General features: G+C 65.5%; 20 protein-coding genes. 10 read left to right on the top strand and 10 right to left on the bottom strand.

Going from position 1 to position 22864, the window contains the following annotated elements; all coding sequences use genetic code 11:
• Positions 1–3 precede the first annotated feature (3 nt).
• The 5 genes from ACQR0W_RS02835 to ACQR0W_RS02815 all read right to left on the bottom strand — a co-directional run bounded on the left by ACQR0W_RS02835 (position 4) and on the right by ACQR0W_RS02815 (position 6534).
• Positions 4–1119, bottom strand: coding sequence for an efflux RND transporter periplasmic adaptor subunit (locus ACQR0W_RS02835; protein WP_316170643.1), 1116 nt, complete (start codon positions 1117–1119; stop codon positions 4–6).
• Positions 1119–2681 carry an efflux transporter outer membrane subunit gene (locus tag ACQR0W_RS02830; protein ID WP_316170642.1) on the bottom strand — a complete coding sequence of 521 codons (1563 nt, stop codon included), beginning with the start codon at positions 2679–2681 and terminating at the stop codon, positions 1119–1121. Before ACQR0W_RS02830 ends, ACQR0W_RS02835 begins: the two co-directional genes overlap by 1 nt.
• A gap of 365 nt (positions 2682–3046) precedes the next feature.
• Positions 3047–3967, bottom strand: coding sequence for a PepSY-associated TM helix domain-containing protein (locus ACQR0W_RS02825; protein ID WP_316170641.1), 921 nt, complete (start codon positions 3965–3967; stop codon positions 3047–3049).
• A gap of 242 nt (positions 3968–4209) precedes the next feature.
• Entirely contained in the window at positions 4210–5523 is a 1314-nt protein-coding gene (dctA, locus tag ACQR0W_RS02820; RefSeq protein WP_315715667.1) for a C4-dicarboxylate transporter DctA, read from the bottom strand.
• 45 nt (positions 5524–5568) lie between these two features.
• The gene (locus tag ACQR0W_RS02815; protein WP_315715668.1) at positions 5569–6534 is read right to left on the bottom strand and encodes an amidohydrolase family protein; all 966 of its coding nucleotides are present in this window, start codon (positions 6532–6534) and stop codon (positions 5569–5571) included.
• Between the two features lie 569 nt (positions 6535–7103).
• On the opposite strand from ACQR0W_RS02815, the gene ACQR0W_RS02810 reads away from it, so the two are divergent.
• From ACQR0W_RS02810 to cyoD, 6 genes are all read left to right on the top strand, one after another.
• Positions 7104–8336, top strand: coding sequence for an acetyl-CoA C-acetyltransferase (locus tag ACQR0W_RS02810; RefSeq protein WP_316170640.1), 1233 nt, complete (start codon positions 7104–7106; stop codon positions 8334–8336).
• Positions 8337–8591: 255 nt separating this feature from the next.
• Positions 8592–10379: a chloride channel protein gene (locus ACQR0W_RS02805; RefSeq protein ID WP_315826439.1), complete on the top strand. Its 1788-nt coding sequence runs from the start codon at positions 8592–8594 to the stop codon at positions 10377–10379.
• An 81-nt stretch (positions 10380–10460) separates the two neighbouring features.
• Positions 10461–11792 carry a PQQ-dependent sugar dehydrogenase gene (locus ACQR0W_RS02800; protein ID WP_316170639.1) on the top strand — a complete coding sequence of 444 codons (1332 nt, stop codon included), beginning with the start codon at positions 10461–10463 and terminating at the stop codon, positions 11790–11792.
• Positions 11793–11864: 72 nt separating this feature from the next.
• The gene (locus ACQR0W_RS02795; protein WP_315715809.1) at positions 11865–12698 is read left to right on the top strand and encodes a COX aromatic rich motif-containing protein; all 834 of its coding nucleotides are present in this window, start codon (positions 11865–11867) and stop codon (positions 12696–12698) included.
• Positions 12699–12722: 24 nt separating this feature from the next.
• On the top strand, positions 12723–13364 hold the full coding sequence (gene cyoC, locus ACQR0W_RS02790) for a cytochrome o ubiquinol oxidase subunit III (protein ID WP_315715672.1): 642 nt from the start codon (positions 12723–12725) through the stop codon (positions 13362–13364).
• Positions 13361–13744 (top strand): cytochrome o ubiquinol oxidase subunit IV, encoded by a 384-nt coding sequence (gene cyoD, locus ACQR0W_RS02785; RefSeq protein WP_315715673.1) that lies wholly within the window; start codon positions 13361–13363, stop codon positions 13742–13744. The genes cyoC and cyoD overlap by 4 nt, the downstream gene beginning before the upstream one ends.
• Before the next feature lie 76 nt (positions 13745–13820).
• Here cyoD and ACQR0W_RS02780 read toward each other — a convergent pair whose 3' ends face one another.
• Positions 13821–14588 (bottom strand): thermonuclease family protein, encoded by a 768-nt coding sequence (locus ACQR0W_RS02780; protein WP_409998655.1) that lies wholly within the window; start codon positions 14586–14588, stop codon positions 13821–13823.
• 156 nt (positions 14589–14744) lie between these two features.
• Here ACQR0W_RS02780 and ACQR0W_RS02775 point away from each other — a divergent pair, with 156 nt between their 5' ends.
• Both ACQR0W_RS02775 and ACQR0W_RS02770 read left to right on the top strand, forming a co-directional pair.
• Complete coding sequence (locus ACQR0W_RS02775) at positions 14745–15791, top strand: S1C family serine protease (protein ID WP_316170638.1); 1047 nt, start codon at positions 14745–14747, stop codon at positions 15789–15791.
• Between the two features lie 832 nt (positions 15792–16623).
• Positions 16624–17424, top strand: a complete 801-nt coding sequence (locus ACQR0W_RS02770; protein ID WP_316170637.1) for a GNAT family N-acetyltransferase — start codon at positions 16624–16626, stop codon at positions 17422–17424.
• Positions 17425–17733: 309 nt separating this feature from the next.
• On the opposite strand, the gene ACQR0W_RS02765 is transcribed toward ACQR0W_RS02770, so the two are convergent.
• The 3 genes from ACQR0W_RS02765 to ACQR0W_RS02755 form a co-directional block, all read right to left on the bottom strand.
• Positions 17734–18204, bottom strand: a complete 471-nt coding sequence (locus ACQR0W_RS02765; protein WP_316170636.1) for a DUF4304 domain-containing protein — start codon at positions 18202–18204, stop codon at positions 17734–17736.
• A gap of 80 nt (positions 18205–18284) precedes the next feature.
• Entirely contained in the window at positions 18285–18746 is a 462-nt protein-coding gene (locus ACQR0W_RS02760; RefSeq protein ID WP_316170635.1) for an energy transducer TonB family protein, read from the bottom strand.
• Positions 18747–18909: 163 nt separating this feature from the next.
• The gene (locus ACQR0W_RS02755; RefSeq protein ID WP_315754236.1) at positions 18910–19128 is read right to left on the bottom strand and encodes a CBS domain-containing protein; all 219 of its coding nucleotides are present in this window, start codon (positions 19126–19128) and stop codon (positions 18910–18912) included.
• 702 nt (positions 19129–19830) lie between these two features.
• Here ACQR0W_RS02755 and ACQR0W_RS02750 point away from each other — a divergent pair.
• Both ACQR0W_RS02750 and ACQR0W_RS02745 read left to right on the top strand, forming a co-directional pair.
• A complete protein-coding gene (locus ACQR0W_RS02750; RefSeq protein WP_316170634.1) occupies positions 19831–20517 on the top strand; it encodes a cysteine hydrolase family protein in 687 nt (228 codons plus the stop codon).
• Between the two features lie 74 nt (positions 20518–20591).
• Positions 20592–22247: a regulator gene (locus tag ACQR0W_RS02745; RefSeq protein WP_316170633.1), complete on the top strand. Its 1656-nt coding sequence runs from the start codon at positions 20592–20594 to the stop codon at positions 22245–22247.
• Between the two features lie 52 nt (positions 22248–22299).
• Here the strand turns inward: ACQR0W_RS02745 and ACQR0W_RS02740 are convergent, their stop codons facing one another.
• Positions 22300–22791: a TlpA family protein disulfide reductase gene (locus ACQR0W_RS02740; RefSeq protein ID WP_316170694.1), complete on the bottom strand. Its 492-nt coding sequence runs from the start codon at positions 22789–22791 to the stop codon at positions 22300–22302.
• Positions 22792–22864 lie beyond the last annotated feature (73 nt).

Below are 22864 nucleotides of genomic sequence, written 5' to 3'. Positions count from 1 at the left end.
GGATTATTGGTCGACGACATCCGGCGCGGCTTCCGCGACCGGCACGTGCGAATTGTCGATTCTCACCGGGCTGCCGTTGCGCAGCTTGATCTGTCCCGCGATCACCACCGTCTCGCCCGGCTTGATGCCGTCGGTGATCGCGATCCGGTCGCCCTTGGCCGGCTTGCTCTTCACGAACGTCTGCCGCGCCTTGCCCTCGCCGTCCTTGAGATCGTCGACCACGTAGACGAGATCGCCATAGGGATTGCTGACGATCGCTGTCAGCGGCAGCGTGACGAGCTGTTCGGGCTTGCCGGTCGCGATCTCGACCTTGGCGAACATGCCCGGCAGCAACCGCGTCGCATCGTTGTGCAGGGTGGCGCGAATCTGGACGTTGCGGCTCGTCGAATCGACCTTGGCGTTGATCGCGGAGATCTGACCGGTGAAGCGTTCGCCGGGATAGGCGTCGACGGCGATTCCGACGTCCTGGCCGATCCGAATGTCGGCGAGCGACTGCTGCGGCAGGTAGAAATCGACGAAGATCGGATCGAGGCTCTGCAGGGTGACGATGGTGGTGCCGGCGCCGAGATACTGCCCGAGATCGACGGCGCGGATGCCGAGCCGGCCGGCGAAGGGCGCCTTCAGGGTCTTCTGCTCGACGATCGCCTTCTGCTGCGTCACGAGAGCCTGCGCGTTCTTCAGATTGGCGCGGTCGCTGTCGAGCGTGGCCTGGCTGACCGCGTTGAACTTGATCTGCTCCTCGTCACGCTTGACGACGATGGCATAGTTCTCTGCAGTCGCCTGCAGCGACTGCAGCTTGGCGACGTCATCGGTCGCGACCAGCTGCAGCAATTGCTGGCCGGCTTCGACGGTGTCGCCCGAATTGAACTGGATGCCCTGCACGATGCCTGCGGCCTGCAGCGCCAGATCGGCGCCGTTGACGGCGCGCAGCGAACCGACCGCGGTGAGGTTGGAGCGCCATGCTGCGGTCGCCGCAACGACCGTCGAGATCGTCTGCGGCGGGTTGGCCATGGCGCCGATCGCCTTGGCGATCATGATGCCCTTGAATGTCTGAAAGCCGTAGAGGCCGCCGAACAGCACCGCCATGGCGGCCAGCATGATCGTCATGCGTTTCTTCATTACATTGCTTCCTGGGTCGTACGATTGGGACCGGCGAAATAACCGGGATTGGCACGCGGCAGCGCCGCCGGGGTCTCGTCCTGGCGATTCCACCAGCCGCCGCCGAGCGCCTGGAACAGCGCCGCGGTGTCGGTGAAGCGCGTGGCCTGCGACTTGATGCGGGAGACGCGTGCGTTGAGATAGGATTGCTGCGCGTTGATGACGTTGGCGTAGGGCACCGCGCCGCTCCTGAACTGCTCGACCGCCATGGCGAGACTGTCGGCGGTGGCCTTCTCGGCGGCGGCCTGGGCCTTCAGCGCCTCGGCGTCGTACTGGATGGCGCGCAGCGAATCCGCGACATTCTGGAACGCCGTGATGACGGTGCTCTTGTAGAGCGACAGATCCTGCTCGAAGGTGGCGACGTCCGCCTCCTTGGTGTGATACAGCGTGCCGCCGTCGAGCAGCTTCTGGCTGACGCTCGAGGCCGCATCCCACACGATGGTCGTCGGCGAGAACAGCCGGCCCGGTCCGCTTGCGCCGTAGCTGCCCGACAGCGTCACCTGCGGCAGCAGATTGGCGACGCCGACGCCGACCGTCGCTGTGGCCTGGTGCAGCGTGGCCTCGGCCTGCCGGATGTCGGGACGCTGCCGGACGAGCGAGGAGGGCAGTGACATCGGCAGTTTGCGCGGCAGCCGCAGCTCCGCGAGGGTCACATGCTCGCCGCGATCCTGGCTCGGCAGCCGGCCGAGATAGGCCATCAGTTGATTGCGCTGCTGTGCGAGTTGCTTCTGCAGCGGCGCCAAGGTCGCCTTGGCCTGCGCCAGCGTTGCTTCCTGCGCCAGCACGTCGGATTTGGAGATGGCGCCGACGTCAAACTGGTGTTGGATCCGGCCAAGCTGGTCGGTCTCCGCCTTGATGATCTCCTCCGTCGCGGCAATCTGATCGCGCAACGAGGCGTCGCTGATCGCGGCGGTGACGACATTGGCGGTCAGCGACAGATACGTCGCTTCCATCTTGAAGGCCTGGTAGTCGGCCTGCGCCTGCAGCGCCTCCACCTGGCGACGCGTGCCGCCCCATAGGTCGAGCGCGTAGCTGACGCTCACCGACGTGCCATAGAGCGTGTACAGCGAGGTCTGACCAGGCCATTGTCCCTGCTGCGTGCTGGAGGCCTGCGTACGCTCGGCCGAGCCGCTCGCGCTCAGCTGCGGAAACAGCGCGCCCTGCTGCGATAGCGCGTTCTCGCGCGCAGCACGCAGCGCCAATTGTGCGGCTTCGATGTCCGGGTGGTTGCGAATCGCCTCCTCGACGAAGGCGTTGATCTGCCGGGAATGAAACAGCGCCCACCAAGTGCCGGGCAGATCGCCTCCGGGCGCGAAGCTCTGCACATTGCCGCCCGGTGTCGAGGCGCCGGCGGTCGCGGCGAGCCGACGTTCGGCCACATAACCGGTTGCGGCCGGCGCGTCGGGAGACATGAAGTCCGGACCGACGGCGCAGGACGCGAGCAGCATGCTGCAGCCGAGGAGGCCGAGCCGCAAGGGCAGCGCGCTGCATCTCGGGACCAGCCCCAAACAGGCATGAAACATTTTGACATCATCGGACATAAAACTAAACCGTTTCGTTTTCTGTCGCCGACGATGCGTGGCGGTTCCGGCCTAGTCAAGTCACGTTGATGACAAAGCGAGCTTGCTCACAGCTTCACGTCTCGCGCACCGCTGCGCGGCGCCGGCGCTCGTCTGCATCGGGACGCGGGCATGACAGCTCCGAGACGAACGCCGAGAACGCGCCGCTGCCCTTCCCGCGGTGGCGGGCAGCTACGTCGTTTCTCACAATGATCGAAGAAGCGCCGTCGCGCCCACATTGTCCAGGGCAGGCCCGAGCGAAGCAGCGCGTGCAGATCGCGCTGGAAGCCGGCCCGCGGTGCGAGCCGGCGTCTGCAACGTAGCGCTGGTCAGGATGGCATCGAGGATGCGACCACCGGCTTCGCCGGCACGTCGCGCACGCGGCTCGGGCGCCGCAGCCGGCGTTGCGTCCAGATCAGCAGGCCAGTGACCAGCAGCGCGAACAGCGCGACCGAGATCAGAACGTTGGCCGCGCTGCCGATCAGAGACCAGTTGCCTTCATGCAGCAGGCGCGGCCAGTTGCGCGGCAACGCGGAGAGCCCGTCGGACGTGACGGCATAGGCCCTGAGCTCATCGCCCTCGATGATGCGCGCCATCATCCGTCCGCCGCGATTGCCGATCGAGTTCACCGACGACAGGTCGTGGTCCTTGGCGACGATGCTGACGGCGTCAGGCAGCGAGACGCGCTTGGCTGCGGCAGGAGGAGTGCCGCCTGCGAAGGTCAGGCCGAGCTCGAGGCAGAGTCCGGTGAGCGGGCTGAGCAAAATCAGCGGCAGCGTGAACCAGGCCGTGCCCTTGTGCCAGCCGGACAGCGTGTTGCGCAGCCGCGGCAGTCCCATCAGAATGCCGATGATCATGATGCTGATCATGGCGATGGTCGAGATCAGGGTGAGGCCGGGGATTCCGATCAGATGCTCGTGGGTCCTGCGCGCCCACGAGAAGACGCTGGGCATCGCCGGCTTTTCGACGGCGGCACCGGTTGTCATGTCGACCTCGGCGCCCGGCGCCCCCTGCAAGGTCAGCTGCTGCGTGGAGGCGTCGATCGACAGACCGCGTGCCTTGCCGTCGGGATCGTATTGCTTGATCAGCGCGACCACGCGCGCCGGATCGACGCTTTGCGGCTTCACGGCGGCGACCTGCGCCATCGGCTCGAAGGAGAGGATCAGCCCGGTCACGATGATGACAAGCAATGGCAGCGCAAAGACGAGGCTGATCCAACGGTGAAGTTTGAGCAGAAGCTGCTTGTTCATGATCGTCTCCGATTGATCGTCTCGCACGCGGTATCATGCGGGACCGTTGTCCGCAGGCGTCTGCTCCGTGAACGTTTCTGATCGTTCTCGCTGGACGACGCCGGGATATCAACCTGTCGTCCGCCGCGCTTCATTAGCTGAGCGCAGCAGCGAGACGAAGGAGATAACTATTAATTTTAGGTCATGCGCCGTTTGATCGGCATCAATGCGGCAGAGGTCGTTTCAGGACTGCTGGGATGATGTCAATTTGTATCAGATGCCGTCTTGCGGCCATCGAGCACCTCGCGCAGGCATGTCGCGTCCAAGCCGTTCTCCCACTTCGCGATGACGATGGTGGCGACTGCATTGCCTATCAGGTTGGTCGGCGTCAGCCCCTGCGACATCAGGCGATGGATGCCGAGCACCAGCGCGACGCTGGCGACCGGAATCGTACCGGTCGCGGCGAGCGTGGCGGCCAGCACGACGAAGGCGGCGCCCGCGATGCCGGCCGCGCCCTTCGACGTCACCAGCAGGATCAGCAGCAGCCCGATCTGGTGGCTGATGTCGAGATGCGTGTTGGTCGCCTGCGCCAGAAACACCGCGGCGGTCGCGAGGTAGAGGCAGGTGCCGTCGAGATTGAACGAATAGCCGGTGGGGATGACGAGACCGACGATGCTGCGTTCGCAGCCAGCGGCTTCGAGTTTCGCCAGCATGCGCGGCAGCACGGTCTCCGATGACGTGGTGGCGATGCAGACCAGCACCTCGTCCCTGATGTAGCGGATCAGCTTCCACAGGCTGAAGCCGGTGAAGGCGGCAATCGGACCGAGCACGGCGGCGATGAAGATCAGGCACGTGAGATAGAAGCTGCCGAGCAGCAGGCCGAGCTTCGCCAGCGAGCCCAGGCCGAACTTGCCGACGGTGAAGGCGATGGCGCCGAAGGCGCCCAGCGGCGCTGCCCACATCACGATCCGAACGACACCGAAGATCATCCGGCCGGCGACATCGATCACGTCCGTCACCGGCTTGGCGCGGTCGCCGAGCCAGATCAGTGCAAAGCCGCACATGACCGAGATGAACAGCACCTGCAGGATATTGCCCTCGGCAAAGGCGCCAACGAAGGTCTGCGGGATGATGTTGAGCAGGAACGGCACGAAGCCGACCGCAGCGGTCTGCTTGACATAGGGCTCGATCGTCGCGGAGTTGATCGTCGCCGGGTCGACGTTCATGCCGACGCCGGGCTGAAACAGGTTCACCGCGGTCAAGCCGATGATCAGCGCCAGCGTCGTGACGGCCTCGAAATAGATCAGCGCCTTGATCGCGACGCGGCCGACCTTGGCCATGTCGGCCATGTGGGCAATGCCGTTGACCACCGTGCAGAAGATGATCGGCGCGATCAGCATCCGGATCGCCTTGATGAAGGCGTCGCCGAGCGGCTGCATCTGGGCGCCCAGATCCGGCTTGATGGCACCGAGCAGGATGCCCGCTGCCATCGCGATCATGACCTGGACCCAAAGCTCCTTCCACCAGCCGCGGCGGGCGCCTGCCTTGCTGTCGGCGGTGAGGGTCGTGGTGGTCATGATCGGTCCTGTCGCTGAAGGGGCGAATTCGCAGCTGGCGGTGACTCAGCTCTTGGGCTCGAACTTGAACAGCCGTTCGGGATTGCTGACAAGCAGCTTTCGCTGCATGGCCGGATCCGGGGCGTAGAGTGGGATCAGATCGACCAGATCGCCGTCATTGGGCATGATCTTGACGTTCGGATGCGGCCAGTCGGTGCCCCAGATGACGCGATCCGGCGCGTTGTCGATCAGCTTGCGGGCGAACGGGACCGCGTCGTGGAACGGGGGGCCGGAGGCCGAAGCGCGCTCGGGACCGGTGATCTTGATCCAGCACTTGTCGTCGCTCGCCTGCAGGTCGAGCAGCGCCTTGAACCCGGCATCGTCGATCCCCTTGGCGGCGCTGATCGTGCCCATGTGGTCGATCACATAGGTGACCGGCAGCGCCTTCAGGATCGGCACGAATTCCTGGATCGTCCCGGCCTCGAGATAAACGTCAACGTGCCAGCCGATCGCCGCGACGCGGTCCACCAGGGTGCGGAAGACGTTCATGTCGCCGACGCCGCCGAGGCGGCGGAGGAAGGCGAACCGGCAGGCGCAGATGCCGGCCTTGCCGAGCGCCGCGAGGTCGGCATCGGACATCGCCGCGTTGATGTTGGCGACGCCCTTGTAGTTGCCGTTGCTCTGCGCGATCGCATCGGTCACGACCCGATTGTCGGTGCCGTGGACGGTGGCGTTGACGATGACGGCGCGCTCGACGCCGATCTTGGCGTGCAGCGCCTGGAACATCTCCAGCGATGCGTCGGGCGGCGTGTAGGGGCGAGTGGGCGAGAATGGATAGGTCGCGGCCGGCCCGAAGATGTGGGTGTGGGTATCGACGCTGCCCGGTGGCGCCCTGAAGCTCGGGGTCTTCGGTGCCGGATCCGGGCCGGCGATGCTGGGGATCTTGGCCTCGTCGGCGGAGAGGGCAGGGCCTCCGAGCACGCTCGCCGCTCCCAGTCCGGCCATGGTGGCCAGCAGGTCTCGTCTCAACATCAGAGCGTCCTCCTCGGGATGGCCGCGGTCACAGGCAGGCGCTGCCCGCCAGGCTCCGGCATCGTTCGTGTTTGCTATCGTCACGCCACGAAGGAGAGGTCGGGCGACCTCTCAACGTGGCGTCGTGATCATGGGGGTTCCGGCTCCCGAGCCGGCGGATCGCTGTGATCCCAGTCGTTCCTGATCGAGGATCTTGCAGCCTCTGCAGCATGACAAGAAGCATTGGGTGAACGGTCAGTTCGCTTGGTTGGACAATGCTCTGCAGTCCAACTGCCAACGTTGCCGAGACCCTCCGTTCGAGCTGCGTTGCAGCGCGCCTGGGCGAGATGGGCTGCTCTTCAACCAGTCTGCGAGAAGGCAGCCCGAGCGCGCCGATCCGCGCAATTGTTCGTGCGACGGAAAGGTGAGTTGTGTCAAAGCCATGGCGTGCGTTCTGGTCATGCGCCGGCAGCTTCAAGCGCCGTTGTGAAGACCGCATGCGCAGTGCTATGCGACAGCAAAGAGAGGCGTGCGGCCGCCGAGACGCCGCGCGCGGTCAGCGCACAACAACATCGGGCAAAGGAAACACCATGGTCGACGCGCTCATCATCGATGCCTGCAGAACGCCGCGCGGTATTGGCAAGGCCGGCAAGGGCGCGCTCGCCGGGCTGCACCCGCAGCATCTCGGTGCCACCGTGCTGCGTGCGCTGGCCGACCGCACCGGCATCAATACCGGCGATGTCGATGACATCATCTGGGGCTGCTCGTCGCAGCGCGGGCCGCAGAGCGGAGACCTCGGCCGCATGTCGGCGCTCGATGCCGGCTACGACATCCGTGCCTCCGGCGTCACGCTCGATCGCTTCTGCGGCTCCGGCATCACCAGCGTCAACATCGCCGCGGCCTCGATCATGGCTGGGCAGGAGGACCTCGTCGTCGCCGGCGGCTGCGAGATGATGTCGATGGAAGGCCGGCGCGGCGAGGGGCCGCTGATGATGGATGCCGGCAATCTGCATCTGCGCGCGCTGCATCCGCAGTCGCATCAGGGCGTCTGCGCCGATGCCATCGCCACCATGGAAGGCATCACCCGCGCCGACGTCGACGCGCTCGGGCTGGAGAGCCAGAAGCGCGCGGCGGCTGCGATCGCTGCCGGCCATTTCAAGAAGAGTCTGGTGCCGGTGCATCGCGAGGACGGCAGCGTCGCGCTCGACCACGAGGAATACCCCCGGCCGCAGACCACGGCCGAGGCGCTGGCCGCGCTGACGCCGGCGTTTCCGGCGATCGCCGACTACGCGCTGGACGAGAAGGGCACGACGTATCGCAACCTGATCCTGCAGCGCTATCCCGGCCTCGAGATCGAATTCGTGCATCACGCCGGCAACTCCTCGGGCGTGGTCGACGGTGCGGCGGCGATCCTGCTGGCGTCGCCGTCCTATGCCAAGGCCCATGGCCTGAAGCCGCGGGCACGCGTCGTGGCGATGGCCAATATGGGCGACGACCCGACCCTGATGCTGAACGCCCCGGTGCCGGCGACGCGCAAGGTGCTGGCCAAGGCCGGGCTCAAGCTTGATGACATCGACCTGTTCGAGATCAACGAGGCGTTCGCCGTCGTCGCCGAGAAGTATATCCGCGACCTCGAGCTCGACCGCGCCAAGGTCAATGTGAACGGCGGCTCGATCGCGCTGGGACATCCGATCGGCGCCACCGGTTCCATCCTGATCGGGACGCTGCTCGACGAGCTCGAGCGGCGCGATCTCAAGCGCGGCCTGGTCACGATGTGCGCGGCCGGTGGCATGGCACCCGCGATCATCATCGAGCGGATCTGAACGGGACATCTCCTCGATTTGAGTTGCGCGCGCCCGTTGCGGAGTCTCCCGTGGCGGGCGCCGTTGTTTTGCACCTGGGCCGCTTGTGACCTCGGCGGTGCCGCGCAGTCGAGGCGCAGGATCGCGCGAGCCGCGGCGGTTCCACTTTCCGGACCAGTCAACCACGTTTCGATCGGACAGGAATTCGCGCTTGTTCCGCTAGTTGCGACAGGTTATTGCCACGGCGAGGCCTCATCGTAGAAGAAATGGCTCTCCGTGCTGTCGACGCTGTCGCATATCATCGATCGCAAGGCTTCGAACCGGGTGGTCACGCGGCTGCGGGCCCTGCTGCGCAGCAACGAGTTCTACCTGATACCGCTGGCGCTGGTGATCGGCGTTGCGACGGGTGCGATCGTGACGGTGATGAGCCTGATCGCGCAGGTCGCGCATGTGGTCATCTACGGCATTCCGATCGATGTCCGGCTCAGCGCTCATACCTCGGTCAACCCGGCCGTCGCCCTGATCGCGCCCGCCTGCGGCGGCCTTGCGCTCGGCATCATGGAATGGCTGCGGCGGCGCTGGAAGATTGCGGCCGCGGTCGACCCTGTCGAGGCCAATGCGCTGCGCGGCGGACGGCTGTCGATGCGCGACAGCATCGTGGTGAGCGGCCAGACCCTGGTCTCCAACGGCTCCGGCGCGTCGGTCGGGCTCGAGGCCGGCTACACCCAGATCGGTGCCGGCGTCGCCTCGCTGCTTGGGCAGTATCTCACGCTCCGCCGCAACGATATGCGCCTCATCCTCGGCTGCGGTGCGGCCGCCGCCATTGCGGCCGCTTTCGGCGCGCCGATCACGGGGGCGTTCTATGCCTATGAGCTGATCGTCGGCGTCTACTCCGTCGGCAGCGCGGCGCCGATCCTGGCGGCCTCGCTGGCGGGTGCGCTGACCTCGCAATATCTCGCCGGCGCGCCGTATTCGCTGGAGGTCGCCAAGGTCGGCGCGGTCGGCTTCGAGCAATACATCGCGCTGTTCGTGCTGGCGCTCCTCGTCGCCGGCATCGGCATCGTGGTGATGCGTGCCTCGCCGGCGGTCGAGCGGCTGTTCGTCCGCATTCCGGTGTGGCTGCGCCCGGTGATCGGCGGGGTCTGTGTCGGCGCCATGGCGATCGTGACGCCGCAGGTGCTGGCGGCAGGCCACGGCGCAATGCTGCTCGACCTGCATCGCGAGATGGCGGTCGGCATGATCGCCACCATCATCGTGCTCAAGCTCGCCGCCTGCCTGATCTCGCTGGCCTCGGGCTTCCGCGGCGGTCTGTTCTTCGCCTCGCTGTTCGTCGGCAGCCTGCTCGGCAAGCTGTTTGCGGGACTGCTCGCGCTGGCCGGCCTCGGGCTCGCGATCGACCCGCTGGTGGCGATGCTCACCGGCATGGCGACGCTCGGTGTCGCCATCGTCGGCGGGCCGCTGACGATGTCGTTCCTGGTGCTGGAGATGACCCGCAGCGTCGACGTCACGGCCGTCGTGCTGGGCGCTTGCATCGTGACGTCGGTGTGCGTCCGCGTCCTGTTCGGCCACTCGTTCTCGACCTGGCGCCTGCATCTGCGCGGCGAGACCATCCGCAGCGCCAATGACGTCGGCTGGCTGCGCAACCTCACGGTCGAGCGGCTGATGCGCTCCGACGTCGCCAAGGTGCCGACCACGACCAGCATCGCGGCCTGCCGGCGCGAGTTCGCGCTGGGCACGCGCCAGGCCGTGGTGGTGGTGAACAACAGCGACGATTATTGCGGGCTGGTCTCCTTGCCCGATCTGTTCTCGGGCGAATTGGACTCCATCGCCGACGAGATCCAGGTGGTCGAGCTCGCCAAATATTTCGACGTCGCGCTGTTGCCCGAAATGAACGTCAAGACGGCGATGAAGATCTTCGACGATTCCGGCGCCGAAGAGCTGGCGGTGCTGGAATCGGAGAACAGCCGCAAGGTGATCGGCTTCCTGACCGAGTCCTTCGCGCGCCGCCGCTATGTCGAGGAGATCGACCAGGCGACGCGCGGCGTGCTCGGGGCGCTGTCGTGATCGCGTCCCGCCGCCGCGACACGTGATCGCCGGTCCTCGACCGGGGTAGACTGCCGGCCGTTCGAGACGCGTGAGGACCGCATGACGAGACTGATCAGCACGGCTGTCGTGGCGACCTTGAGCGCGCTGGCGGCGACCACCGCCGCAGCCGAACCTGTTGTGCTGAAAGGCAAGGACGCGTTCGGCAGTTGGCAGGGTGATGCACCTGGCACAATCAGGCTGATCCGTCCCGAAGACCTGCCCAAACCGGGGGCGACGGCGTCCGCAGCCAACGTCTCCCGCGTGATGCAACGACCGGCCTCCGCCGTGCCGAGGGTCATCGACGGTTTCAAGATCGCGCTGTTCGCCGAGGGGCTGAGCGGGCCGCGCATCCTCCGCACCGCGCCGAATGGCGACATCTTCGTTGCCGAGACCCGGGCAGGGCGCGTCCGCGTGCTGCGTCCGAGCGAGGACGGCAGCAAGGTCGCGTCGAGCGAGATCTTCGCCGACCGTCTCGGCCATCCCTTCGGCATCGCCTTCTACCCGAGCAGCGATCCGCAATGGATCTATGTCGCGAGCACCGAGCGCGTCATGCGCTTTCCCTATCGGGCCGGCGACATGAAGGCGCAGGGGCCGCTGCAGGTCGTCGTGCCCGATCTGCCGGCCGGCTACGGCCATTCGACGCGCGATATCGTCTTCACCAGGGACGACAAGCGCATGCTGGTGTCGGTCGGCTCCACCGGCAATGTCGGCGAAGCGCTGGGAGAGCCAGCCGGCGGAGTCAGTGCCTGGATCAAGGCGCACCCGCTCGGCGCGGCCTGGGGCGGGGAGGCCGACCGTGCCGGCGTGCTGGCGTTCGATCCCGACGGCAAGAACCGCAGCCTGTTCGCCACCGGCATCCGCAACTGCGTCGGCCTCGCCATCCAGCCCGCGACCGGAACGCCGTGGTGCTCGACCAACGAACGCGACGGGCTCGGCGACGATCTGGTGCCGGATTATGTCACGCGGGTGAAGGAGGGCGGCTTCTATGGCTGGCCCTGGTACTACATCGGCGACAACCCCGACCCGCGCCATGCCGGCGAGCGCCCCGACCTGAAGGGCAGGATCACCGTGCCCGACGTGCTGCTGCAGCCGCATTCGGCCTCGCTCGGTCTGACATTCTACGACGGCAATCTGTTTCCGCCGGAGTATCGCGGCGATGCCTTCGCTGCCGAGCACGGCTCGTGGAACCGGTCCAAGCGCACCGGCTACAAGGTGATCCGGGTCAGGCTCAAGGACGGCGTGCCCACCGGCGAATACGAGGATTTCGTCACCGGATTCGTCGTCAACGATCGCGAAGTCTGGGGCCGGCCGGTCGGCGTCACCGTGGCGCGCGACGGCAGCCTGCTCATCTCCGAAGACGGCAACAGCACGATCTGGCGCGTGAGCCGCTGAGCGGATCTTTGCGGCGCAGGAACCTCTCGACCCGGTGTGGGTTGGGAGCGCGGATGAATGCCGGATGAGCGTATGAACATCTTCGATCCGCAAGGGCCGATCGCCGCCGCCGAGCAGACGATCCTGATCGATTCCGTCATCATCATGCTGGCGATCATCGTGCCGACATCGATCGCGGTGCTCGCTTTCGCGTTCTGGTTCCGCAGCTCCAACACCAGGGCGCGCTACCGGCCGGAGTTCGCCTATTCGGGCGCGGTCGAGCTCGTGGTGTGGTCGATCCCCGCGCTCACCGTCATCCTGCTCGGCGGCGTCGCCTGGATCGGCTCGCACCAGCTCGACCCGGGCAAGCCCGTCGACGGCACTGGGCTTCCGATCCGCATCCAGGCGGTGTCGCTCGACTGGAAGTGGCTGTTCATCTATCCCGACCAGCGCATCGCCACCGTCAACAGCCTGACCGTCCCGATCGGCGCGCCACTGCGCTTCGAGCTGACATCCGGCAGCGTCATGACGGCCTTCTTCATCCCGCAGCTCGGCGGCATGATCTACACCATGAACGGCATGGTCACGCGGCTGAACCTGCGCGGAGATCATGTCGGGACCTACAAGGGCTTGGCCTCGCATTTCAGCGGCGACGGTTTTCCCGACATGATGTTCGACACCAACGTCGTCTCGCAGCCCGACTTCGCCAACTGGGTGACGAATGCTGCCAGGAGCGGCCAGGTGCTCGACGAGGCGGGCTACAAGGAGCTCGCGGCGCAGTCCGTCGAGACCCGCCCGAAGACCTACCGGCTCGCGGATCCCGAGTTGTTCGGCAACATCGCCAGCCAGAAGATCCCTCCGGCGCCGGGACCGCAGCTCAGCGAGAACCAGTCGCGGCCGGAAGGCGGAACGGCGCATGCCCACTGAAGTCGTCGCAAAGGGAGTGGGCCGATGTCGGTGACCACCGTCGCTCAGGCGCCTGCCTATGCCGATCCGCATCAACTGCGTGCCGCCGAGCATCCTGGGCCGGCGCCGAAACGGATCGTGACCGGATTCGGCTTCTGGATATTCCTGCTCTCCGACATCGTGATGTTCTCGTGCTTCTTCGCGAGCTTCGCTGTGCTGTCGGGTGCGACCGCCGGCGGTCCGGGCGGCGCCGAACTGTTCGACGTCCGCAACGTCGCGGTCGAGACCGCTTTGCTGTTGCTGTCGAGCTTCACCTGCGGCATGGCGAGCATTGCCGCCGAGCGCCACAACCAGCTCTGGTTCCAGGTCGCGATGGCCGTCACCGGCCTGCTCGGCGCCGGCTTCCTGCTGCTCGAGGTCCGAGAGTTCGTCGACCTCGTCGGCCGCGGCGACGGGCCGAGCCGCAGCGCCTTCCTGTCGGCGTTCTTCACTCTTGTCGGCTGCCATGGCCTGCACGTCGCGGCTGGCATCCTGTGGCTGCTGACCATGATGGCGCAGGTGGTCGCCAAGGGCTTCCGCGCCGACATCGAGCGTCGCATCCTGTGCTTCGCGCTGTTCTGGCACGCGCTCGACATCATCTGGGTCGCGGTGTTCTCCGTGGTCTATCTGCTCGGGAGTGCGACATGACCGATCAAGCCCCCGCGGAATTCGATCTCGCGCCCGGCGAGCAGCAGCATGGCAGCCTGCGTTCCCGCGTCCTGTTCTATGTCGCGGGCCTCGGTCTCGCGATCCTGCTGACGGCGACATCGTTCTTCATCGCCGGCACCGACCTCGTCTGGCAGCCGTCGATCCCGGTCGCGATCATCGTCCTGGCGATCGCCCAGATGGGGGTGCACCTGGTGTTCTTCCTGCACATCACCACCGGGCCCGACAACACCAACAACGTGCTGGCGCTGGCCTTCGGGCTGCTGATCGTGTTTCTCGTCGTCGGCGGCTCGCTGTGGATCATGGCGAACCTCAACCACAACATGATGCCGATGGATCAGCTGCTGCAGATGCAGCACTGAGCATCGTTGCGGCAATCCAGGGGCCGCGCGACAGCTCTCGATTGCTTCGTCGTGCCGGCTCGTCGACCGTCCGATCTCACTTCTTCGGCGCGCGGCAGTTGAATGCACGGCGGAAGCCGGCGGCGCGTGCATCGTCCTCCGAGCAGAACCAGCGGTCGGGCTCGGTGGTCGCCGGATAGCTCGGGCAGCCCTGCAGATGGTAGATGCCGATGTTGCCGGTGACGCGGGCGCGCACCGCGAACTTCCCCTTGATGCTGCAGCCCGGCGGCGCGCTCGGCGCGTCCGGGAACAGCACCGCACGGATCTCGCGGTCGCGGTCGGCGCGGCAGGCCGCGCCGACCAGGGCGCCGTCCTTCTTGTCGGCGCGGAACTCGGCTGGGGCGACGAAACATCCCTTCCACAGCCCGCGCACCGCCTCCTTGGCCGCGGCGACATCGTCCTTGGCGCGATACTTGATCGCCGGATCCGCGCTCATGGCGTAGCCCGCGCGCGCGACCTGTTGGTTCAGGCTGACCTTGTCGCCGTCGATGGTGCAGAGGCCGATCCTGCGCGTCTTGAGCGGCTTGTCGGGGCCGAGATCGTCGCAGCGCACCGAGCGGCCGCCGATCAGCTTGCCAAGCTGCTCGCGTGCCTCGACGCCGCAGCTCCAGGAATCGGCGTGATCGTCGATGCAGAGCTGGTCGACCTCCGGCGCATCGATGCCGTCGAGCCGGAACACCGTGTCGCCGAGCTGGATCGTGTCGCCGCTGCGTACCGTGGCGCTCGCCGCCAACGATGCGCCGGTCATGTCGGCTCCCAGCACCATGGCCCCACACAACGACAACAGCCGGTCTCGCAGCCGCATGCTTCCTCCCGCAATCAGATTCATCAAATACCCAGCCGTAGTCCTATCACAGCGCGCGTGAGTCTCGCCAAGGACGGCGCGGAACGGCGCCGCCGGATCGCCACCTTGCGCGGGGGGCGGCTGCTACCCATCTGACCGGGCGAAGGAAATCTTGCCATGTTGGACTTTACCTCCGATCTCGCCGGCGATGCGCTGTCGCCGGCGCGCGCGTCTGATGCTGCGCCGGCCGACGACCGCGCGCTGCTGGACGCCTATTCCAATGCCGTCATCGACGTCACCGAGCGGGTCGGCCCTGCGGTCGTGCGCGTCGAAACCGGCCCCAGGGCTGGGTCGACCGCCGGCTCCCGCGCCGAGCGCGGCGGGCTCGGCTCGGGCATCGTGATCTCGCCCGACGGTCTCGTGCTGACCAACAGCCATGTCGTCGGCTCCTCCAAGAGCATCCGGCTGCGCGACGTCGAGGGCATCGTCACCGACGCTCAGGTGCTCGGCGTCGATCCCGACACCGATCTCGGCTTGCTGCGCGCCAATCACGCGCGCGACCTGCGCTACGCCGCGCTCGGCAACTCCAAGAGCCTGCGCCGCGGCCAGCTCGTGGTCGCGATCGGCAATCCGCTCGGCTTCGAATCCACGGTGACGGCTGGCGTGGTCTCGGCGCTCGGCCGCTCGATCCGCTCGGTCTCGGGTCGCATGATCGAGGACGTCATCCAGACCGATGCGGCGCTCAACCCAGGCAATTCCGGCGGGGCGCTGGTGTCGTCGGCCGCCGAGGTGATCGGCATCAACACCGCCATCATCCAGGGCGCGCAGGGCATCTGCTTTGCGGTCGCCAGCAACACCGCGCAGTTCGTGCTGTCGGAGATCATCCGCCACGGCTACGTCCGCCGCGCCTATATCGGCGTGTCCGGGCAGACCGCGCCGGTGCCGCGGCGACATGCGTTGCTCGCCGGCGTCGAGAACAAGATGGGCGCGCTGTTGATGCAGATCGAGCCGGACGGGCCCGCGGCCCGCGCCGGCCTGTTGCCGGGCGACGTCGTGATCAAGCTCGACGGCGTCGACATCAACGGCGTCGACGACCTGATCCGCGTGCTCGACCGCGACCGCATCGGCCGTACCGTGCCGATGGACGTGCTGCGGCTGGGCCGCCTGCGCGGCATCGACATCCACCCGGTCGAGCGCAGGCCGGCGGCACGGCAGGCGTCGTGAGATATCGAAAGCCATAAACACCGCGGTCGTCCCGGCGAACGCTGCCGGCTTGTCCGGGACGACAGCAGAAGGTCTGGCGGGATTTTACGTTTCAAACAGCCAACGGATGAGGGACATGTCATCGCATTCTCGCGGCGTAGCACGCCCGAGTCCTGCGATCAGTCCGTCCCTCGCAACTCATGCAGAGGGCGCAGGGAATGCCGGGTGAAGGCCTCACCCATGGCCCGCCTGCGAAAAGAATGCAGGCGGCAGGTACCACAGGCAAAGCCGAAACACGCCGGCATTCCCTGCGCGATGGTCTTCACGCTTATACGCAGTCTCCCTGGTGCACCGGGCTTGTTGGCCACCATTCGCGGCAACGCTTGCGCATTGCGCGGGACACCAGCATCGGGGTGTCAGGACGCTGCGACTTCACGTCCACGACAGATCGTTCGTCCGCGCCCTCGTTACCGAAGACGCTGCGATCTCTCGCGGCCATCGCTTCCCACCTCGCGTGTCGTGACGATCGCGCGCAACGCCCCTCTGCATGAGGCGGGACACGCATAGACAATCACGATTTCCGTAAAAGCGCAAGAAATTTATTTTTATCGGAAATGTCGCCCGATCAGCCGGTACCGGGGCGAAGCCGTTGCCGGTGGATGACACGCTTCGGCGACGGACGCTGAAGGTTCCTCGACAAGGAGTCCGGCGCTCCGGTCACCTCCGCCCGGTGGAGCCTGGAGAGCAGACCCTCTTCCAGCCCAGCAGCGGAAGGTCTGTGACGGGCCAACTGCTGACTTTCGAGGCCAAATGCCTTAGACGGAACATTCAATCCGATTTCAGGACATAAATTATGACCGCCGGTTTGGCTCAGAGGATCGCCGACGCTTACCGGTGGCAGCGTCGGCTCGGTAACGCACAGATCATGGGACCGGCTTGCCACCTCGTGGCCGATCCAGCACACCCGGATGTGTGGGATTCTAATCATGCCGACGAGGTCACCGCTCAGACTGACGCCGAGATCGACGCGGTTTTCGCGGCTATGGATCAACATCTAAATCACACTCCTTGGCGCGTGATCCACACTGATTGCTTCACACCCGATGCGTTTCTCGCCCGCCTCGCCCTCGATGATTTCGAAGAACGTCCCGTCACCATCCAGATGGCCTTACAAGGCGATGTCGCCAACCGGGATACATCAGTCGAGTTGCGGCCTGTCACTAACGATGCTGATTGGCAGATATTGCTACAACTCGTCCTCGCCGACCATGCCGAGGGGCGGCGCACTAGCAACACTCACGTGCTGCCGGAGGTCAGTGCCGGCATCGTGGCCGGCTACCGCGCCAAGAGCGGCGCCTACCATTTCCATATTGCGGAGCAGAACGGTGTTCCGGTCGCGTACGGTGCCCACGCTGCTGCGCCGAATGGCGTCGGCATGATCGAGGATCTGTTCACCCTGCAATCTGCACGGCGTCGGGGCATCGCGAGTGCCATCATAGCCGCATTCACCGAGCGCCTGCGCGCCGGTGGTTGCCACACCATTTTTCTTGGGGCGCTGGCCACCGAACAGCCGAAGCACCTGTACGCTCGTCTGGGCTTCAAGCCAGTCATGCTTGCCCGCACCTGGGTGCGGAGATTGCCTAACAACGGTTGAGATCGGAAGGTCCGCTTTGGGTCTTGGCTGTGTGAAAACGCCAGGACGCTACGCGGCGATAGAACAAGTTATTCGCTCAAGACCGTCTTCGCGGTCGAACGCGCAGGCGCATTGAACTTAGAGAACGAACTGAAGAATGTAATCCTAGCCGAGTTTCGATCTTTCGCGTTTTCACGCAGCCAGGGCCGAGAGCGGACATCCTTGGCGCGACCTGCAGGGTTCGGGACAGGCCCACAACCGACCTTGCGCTCAAATTTTGCTCTTCGCCATATGGGGCACGATCTGTCGGCGCAATAGGAATCGGTCCGGTCAGGTTGGCTGGCCGGCCACTTTCGCGAGGTATCCGTCCCTCTGCATTTGGGTGAGGCCGGGTGACTGGCCTGACGCCCAAAGGGCGGCCAGCGCCTCGGCAGAAGCGAGATGCTCCATCTCCGGCAGAGCGGCCGTCTCAAGCAACATCGCGATCCTCTTTCCCGCCTGAACAGCGTCCTCGCTATTTCGGCATGTCCACCAATAGTCGCTCGGCTTGTCCATAAACTCACCAATTCGCTTCCGCCAGTGCCCATCACCTGGGAAGATGCTCGGGTCGCGGTCCAATTTGCCAAGCCGTATGCTCAGGTTGATCGTGATCAATAGGCGGGGCTTGTCGCTCATTTGGCTGCTCTGGAACTCGACAAGGAGCTTCGCGTCGCCGCGATCGGCCGAGAAGCGCAGCCCGTTCTTTCGGAATCCGCGCTTCTTGAGAAGTTCGCTACGGACGCCGCGATGATCTTCTTCCAATCTTCGAGTGCCATCAGCCGACCTAAGCGCTGCAGGATGGCGCAGCTTCAGTGTTGTTGCGCGTGAGTTTCAGTCACGCCTTAGCAGCCACGACAGATGCCGCGAATTTTTGCGTCAATCTTCTTCTGCTCGTCGACCCACTCAGCAGGCCAATGTCCGCCTGCCCAAGGCAACTGCTTCCCGCCTGCAAAGTTGATGGGTAATGTAAAGGCGAAGCTATCGTCGCTCAACTCTGCGGGCGGCTCCGGAAATGGCTCCGCTCGCTCAATCATACTGAGGGCCGCCGTATCGAGTAACGCGGAGCCGGTGCTTTCCACCAGTTCTCTGGAAATCAGTTTTCCCTGCCGATCGATGACAAACTTGACCTTGGCCGTGCCACTTTGACCGGCCGCCCCGGGCGGAAATGTTCTCTTTCTAACTAACAGTATGACAATCTTCTTTTTCCACGCTTCGAGCGCACTTGCCTGAGCGCCGACACTTTCCGTTTGCGCATATGAGAAAGACGCCGAAGCCAATAGAAGTACGAACAGGCCGGCCAGCAAGGGGATTCTCGCGTTCATAAGCTGATGTCATCACACGCAAGATAATTCATCACCAAGAATGCGATACGGCGCAGTCGCGTAAAGCGCCCGTCCGCTATGGACGGGTGGGCGCTTCGGGTCAGAAGCACACCTACGTGGGGGTGACGGTATCGCGGTTCGTTCGTCAGCCCCCGGGACCGTCTTTCATGATGTAGCCCATCAGGCCGTCCACGTTGTGCTCCAGATCCCGGATGATGTTCTTGACGACGTCTCCGATCGAGATCACGCCCACGACCTTGCCCGCGTCCAATGCGGGCAGATGGCGAAAGCTGCGCTGAGCCATCATCGCCATGCAACCGTCCAGCGGATGGTCCGGCTTGACCGTCACCGGGTCGCGCGTCATTTACCTGGCTCACCGGCGTCTGCTTCGCATCGAACCCGGGCAGCAGCACCTTGATGGCGCAGTCACCTTGGGTGACGATGCCGACCAGCACGCCGTCGTCGATGACCAGCACCGACCGGCCCCGATTGTCGCGCATCTGGCGCAAGGCTTCGACGACCATGTCGCCGGAACGAACATGGATCAGGGCGCCGCTCTTCTGGGCCAGAGCGCTTCTGACTGTGCTCATCGATCTCCCTCTCGTGGGCTCTGCCCGACCCTGCCTTGATCAGGATAGTCGAAATATCTCACCTCGTCAGCACCGCGCCGATGCCGTCGGCCTGCCCACGAACCGAACTCGGTCAAGGGTCAAAAGCAGAGATCGGTGGACGTTTCTCGAAACGCCGGCCTCGGGCCGATCGCAGAAGTCCAGCGAGCCTGGAACGGCACCTTAGCCCGCCGGCGCGGGTTCTTCCCGAGTCGGGCACCCAATGGCGCATGGACGCGCCGCAGCGCGAGCGCTGCATGCATCGACTGCCCAGGAAATGAGCCGCTGCCTTCGCGAAGCCCGCGGCCCGGCGACCGCCCCGTTGTCAGCTGCCCTTTCAAGTCATTGAATGAGTTCGGACTTCGTCCGGCCTGCGGCGATGCCGGGGATTGTACACAATGGCATAGCGCTTGCTTCGTCTGTTGCGAGGCATTCTCGTGGAGAGGCAAGCGGCTGGTATGGCGAACTCATCTGCATCGGCAACCGCTACGATCACGGCCGAGCCGGAGCCGATCACGCTCGATCTCTCCAAGACCGCGCTGGTCATCATCGACATGCAGCGCGACTTCATGGAGCCGGGTGGATTCGGCGAGACGCTGGGCAACGACGTCTCGCAGCTCGCCCGTGCGGTTGTCCCGATTGCCAACGTGCTGGCGGCGGCACGCATGAGCGGCATGCTGGTGATCCATACGCGCGAGGGGCACGCGCCGGATCTCTCCGACGCGCCGCCGGCCAAGGTCGAGCGCGGCGCGCCGTCACTTCGCATCGGCGATCCCGGTCCGATGGGGCGCATCCTCATCCGCGGCGAGGCCGGCCACGACATCATTCCCGCGCTCTATCCTGTCGACGGCGAGGTCGTGATCGACAAGCCGGGGAAGGGCGCCTTCTACGCCACCGAACTCGGTGACGTGCTGAAGCATCACGGCGTCGAAAACCTGCTGGTGTGCGGCGTCACCACCGAGGTCTGCGTCAACACCACCGTGCGCGAGGCCAATGACCGCGGCTATCGCTGCGTCGTCATCTCCGACGGCTGCGCGTCCTACTTCCCGGAATTCCACGAGATGGGCCTGAAGATGATCAAGGCCCAGGGCGGCATCTTCGGCTGGGTCGCTGACTCCGCCGCGGTTCTGAAGGCCATGAGCTGAGAGAGAGCTGAGAGACGAGTCGAGACGAATGAGTTCGGTCATGTAGTCGCTGCAAGCAACAGGGGAGCAAGGCGATGAGCGGAAGCGGGACGGCAAGCTCGGTCAAGGCGGATTTCAAGCCGGTGCTGTGGACACCCGGCGACTGGAACGCGTTCTTCGGTTTCGGCACCAACATCCTCGTCAACATGCTCGTCCTCACCGGGCTGTTGCGCTTCGTGCTGAAGATGCCGGACAGCCTGGTATTCGGCCGCATCCTGCCGGCGCTCGGCCTCATGATGTGCCTGTCGACCTTGTACTACGCCTTCCTCGCCTATCGTCTGGCGCAGAAGACCGGACGCAGCGACGTCTGCGCGCTGCCCTCGGGCGTCAGTGTCCCGCACATGTTCATCGTGACCTTCGTGATCATGCTGCCGATCACGCTCAAGACCGGCGATCCGCTGAAGGGCTGGTCGGCCGGGCTGGTCTGGGTGTTCTTCCAGAGCTTCATCCTGATGATCGGCGGCTTCGTCGCGCCCTATATCCGCAAGATCACGCCGCGGGCGGCGCTGCTCGGCACGCTGGCCGGCGTCTCGGTCACCTTCATCTCGATGCGGCCGGCGCTCGAGATGTACATGACGCCGCAGATCGGGCTGGTCTGCTTCGCGATCATTCTGGTGAGCTGGTTCGGCGGGGTGAAATATCCGAAGGGGCTGCCGGCCGGCCTGGTGGCGATCGCGGTCGGCATGATCATCGCGTGGGGCTCGAACCTGTTCGGCCTCGGTCTCGGCGGGCTCAGCGTCAAGGGCGTCGGGGACGCCTTTGCGAGCTTCGGCTTCTCGGTGCCGCTGCCGGCCTTCGGCACGGTGTTCTCCGGCTTCGAATATCTCGGGATCATCCTGGTGACTGCGATCCCGTTCGGCATCTACGACCTCGTCGAGGCGATGGACAATGTCGAGAGCGCGGAAGCCGCGGGCGACGAATATCCGACCACGCGGGTGCTGACCGCCGACGGCGTCGTCAGCCTGATCGGCTGCATGATGGGCAACCCCTTCATCAACGCCGTCTATATCGGCCATCCCGGCTGGAAGGCGATGGGCGGCCGCATCGGCTATTCGGCAGCGACCGGGCTGATGGTGATCGTGCTGTCCTGGCTCGGCATCATCTCGGTGCTGCTGGCGCTGGTGCCGGTGGTCGCGATCTCGCCGATCCTGCTCTACATCGGCATGCTGATCGGCGCGCAGGCGTTCCAGACCACGCCGGTCAAGCACGCGCCGGCGATCGTGCTCGCCTTCACGCCGCATCTCGCCGCCTGGGCCAAGCTGCAGATCGATACCATGCTGGCCTCGACGGTGGCCGCGGCGCAGAGCGTCGGCGGCCTCGCGGCCGACAAGGTCGATGCGGTCAAGACCGCCGCAATCGCGGCGCTGCCGCAGCAGGGCGTGCTGTATCACGGGCTCGAAGTGATGGGCGGCGGCTCGATCCTCGCCGGCCTCGTGCTCGGCGCGATCGGCGTGTTCGTGATCGAGCGCGACTTCATCAAGGCGGCGGCCTTCGCGCTCGCCGGCGCCGTCATGACCTATTTCGGCTTCATGCATGGCGAGGCCGTCGGCATCGGCGGCGGCTTCGGCGTCACGCCGGCGGTGGCGCTGGCCTATGCGGCTGTCGCAGGCGGGCTGTTCGCACTGGGGCGGCTCGGCACGTCCGAGAGCTACCTGGCGCATGCCGACATGCATGTGGCGCCGGCAGAATAGGTATCTTTTCAACGAGAACGACAACCGGCGGCATGGCCGCCGGTTATGATTTTCACGCGCCCGGCTGATCGAGATAATAGCGGAGCAGCGCCTGGCCCGGCTCGGACAGCCATTCGGCCGCCCCGGTGACATAGCCTTCGATCAATCCCGTCGTGCCGATCAGATAGGTGATCGGCATCGCCGGCGTCGCGAAGATCGAGGCATCGGCATTGGCCGGATTGGTCGCTTGCGCATGCGGATCGGCGTAGGAGGCGCGGGGCATCGCGATCGTCTCGGCATAGCGGCGGATGCTCTTGATGTCGCGCCGGTCGGTGCAGATGGTCCAGACGTCGAGCACCGGACTCCGCATTCGGTCCAGCCCGGCCAGCGTCGGCAGGTCGATCTTGCATGCCGCGCACCAGCTCGCCCAGAGATTGACCAGCGTGACATGGCCGGGCTTGGGCGCGAGCGTCACGTCCTTCCCGCTCATATCCTGCAGCTTCAAAGGCGGCAGCGCCCGGCGCGGCCGCTCGACGATGAACTGGGTGCGGCCGCTGCGGAACACCGGCGGGCTCGGGTCCTGTGCGCCGGCGCAAGCAGGCCTGCTTGTCAGCAGCAGCAGGCTGGCCGCGGCCAGC

It is taken from the genome of Bradyrhizobium sp. HKCCYLRH1034, assembly GCF_051168375.1.
Taxonomy (GTDB): Bacteria; Pseudomonadota; Alphaproteobacteria; order Rhizobiales; family Xanthobacteraceae; genus Bradyrhizobium.
Note: the sequence above shows the minus strand (reverse complement) of the source record. Positions and strands in the feature narration are given on the sequence as shown.

Bases quoted from the DNA above. Each gene is read 5' to 3' on its own strand.
- ACQR0W_RS02835 (WP_316170643.1), bottom strand. From the start codon at position 1,119: ATGAAGAAACGCATGACGATCATGCTGGCCGCCATGGCGGTGCTGTTC.
- ACQR0W_RS02830 (WP_316170642.1), bottom strand. From the start codon at position 2,681: ATGTTTCATGCCTGTTTGGGGCTGGTCCCGAGATGCAGCGCGCTGCCC.
- ACQR0W_RS02825 (WP_316170641.1), bottom strand. From the start codon at position 3,967: ATGAACAAGCAGCTTCTGCTCAAACTTCACCGTTGGATCAGCCTCGTC.
- dctA (WP_315715667.1), bottom strand. From the start codon at position 5,523: ATGACCACCACGACCCTCACCGCCGACAGCAAGGCAGGCGCCCGCCGC.
- ACQR0W_RS02815 (WP_315715668.1), bottom strand. From the start codon at position 6,534: ATGTTGAGACGAGACCTGCTGGCCACCATGGCCGGACTGGGAGCGGCG.
- ACQR0W_RS02810 (WP_316170640.1), top strand. From the start codon at position 7,104: ATGGTCGACGCGCTCATCATCGATGCCTGCAGAACGCCGCGCGGTATT.
- ACQR0W_RS02800 (WP_316170639.1), top strand. From the start codon at position 10,461: ATGACGAGACTGATCAGCACGGCTGTCGTGGCGACCTTGAGCGCGCTG.
- ACQR0W_RS02795 (WP_315715809.1), top strand. From the start codon at position 11,865: ATGAACATCTTCGATCCGCAAGGGCCGATCGCCGCCGCCGAGCAGACG.
- cyoC (WP_315715672.1), top strand. From the start codon at position 12,723: ATGTCGGTGACCACCGTCGCTCAGGCGCCTGCCTATGCCGATCCGCAT.
- cyoD (WP_315715673.1), top strand. From the start codon at position 13,361: ATGACCGATCAAGCCCCCGCGGAATTCGATCTCGCGCCCGGCGAGCAG.
- ACQR0W_RS02780 (WP_409998655.1), bottom strand. From the start codon at position 14,588: ATGCGGCTGCGAGACCGGCTGTTGTCGTTGTGTGGGGCCATGGTGCTG.
- ACQR0W_RS02775 (WP_316170638.1), top strand. From the start codon at position 14,745: ATGTTGGACTTTACCTCCGATCTCGCCGGCGATGCGCTGTCGCCGGCG.
- ACQR0W_RS02770 (WP_316170637.1), top strand. From the start codon at position 16,624: ATGACCGCCGGTTTGGCTCAGAGGATCGCCGACGCTTACCGGTGGCAG.
- ACQR0W_RS02755 (WP_315754236.1), bottom strand. From the start codon at position 19,128: ATGACGCGCGACCCGGTGACGGTCAAGCCGGACCATCCGCTGGACGGT.
- ACQR0W_RS02750 (WP_316170634.1), top strand. From the start codon at position 19,831: ATGGCGAACTCATCTGCATCGGCAACCGCTACGATCACGGCCGAGCCG.
- ACQR0W_RS02745 (WP_316170633.1), top strand. From the start codon at position 20,592: ATGAGCGGAAGCGGGACGGCAAGCTCGGTCAAGGCGGATTTCAAGCCG.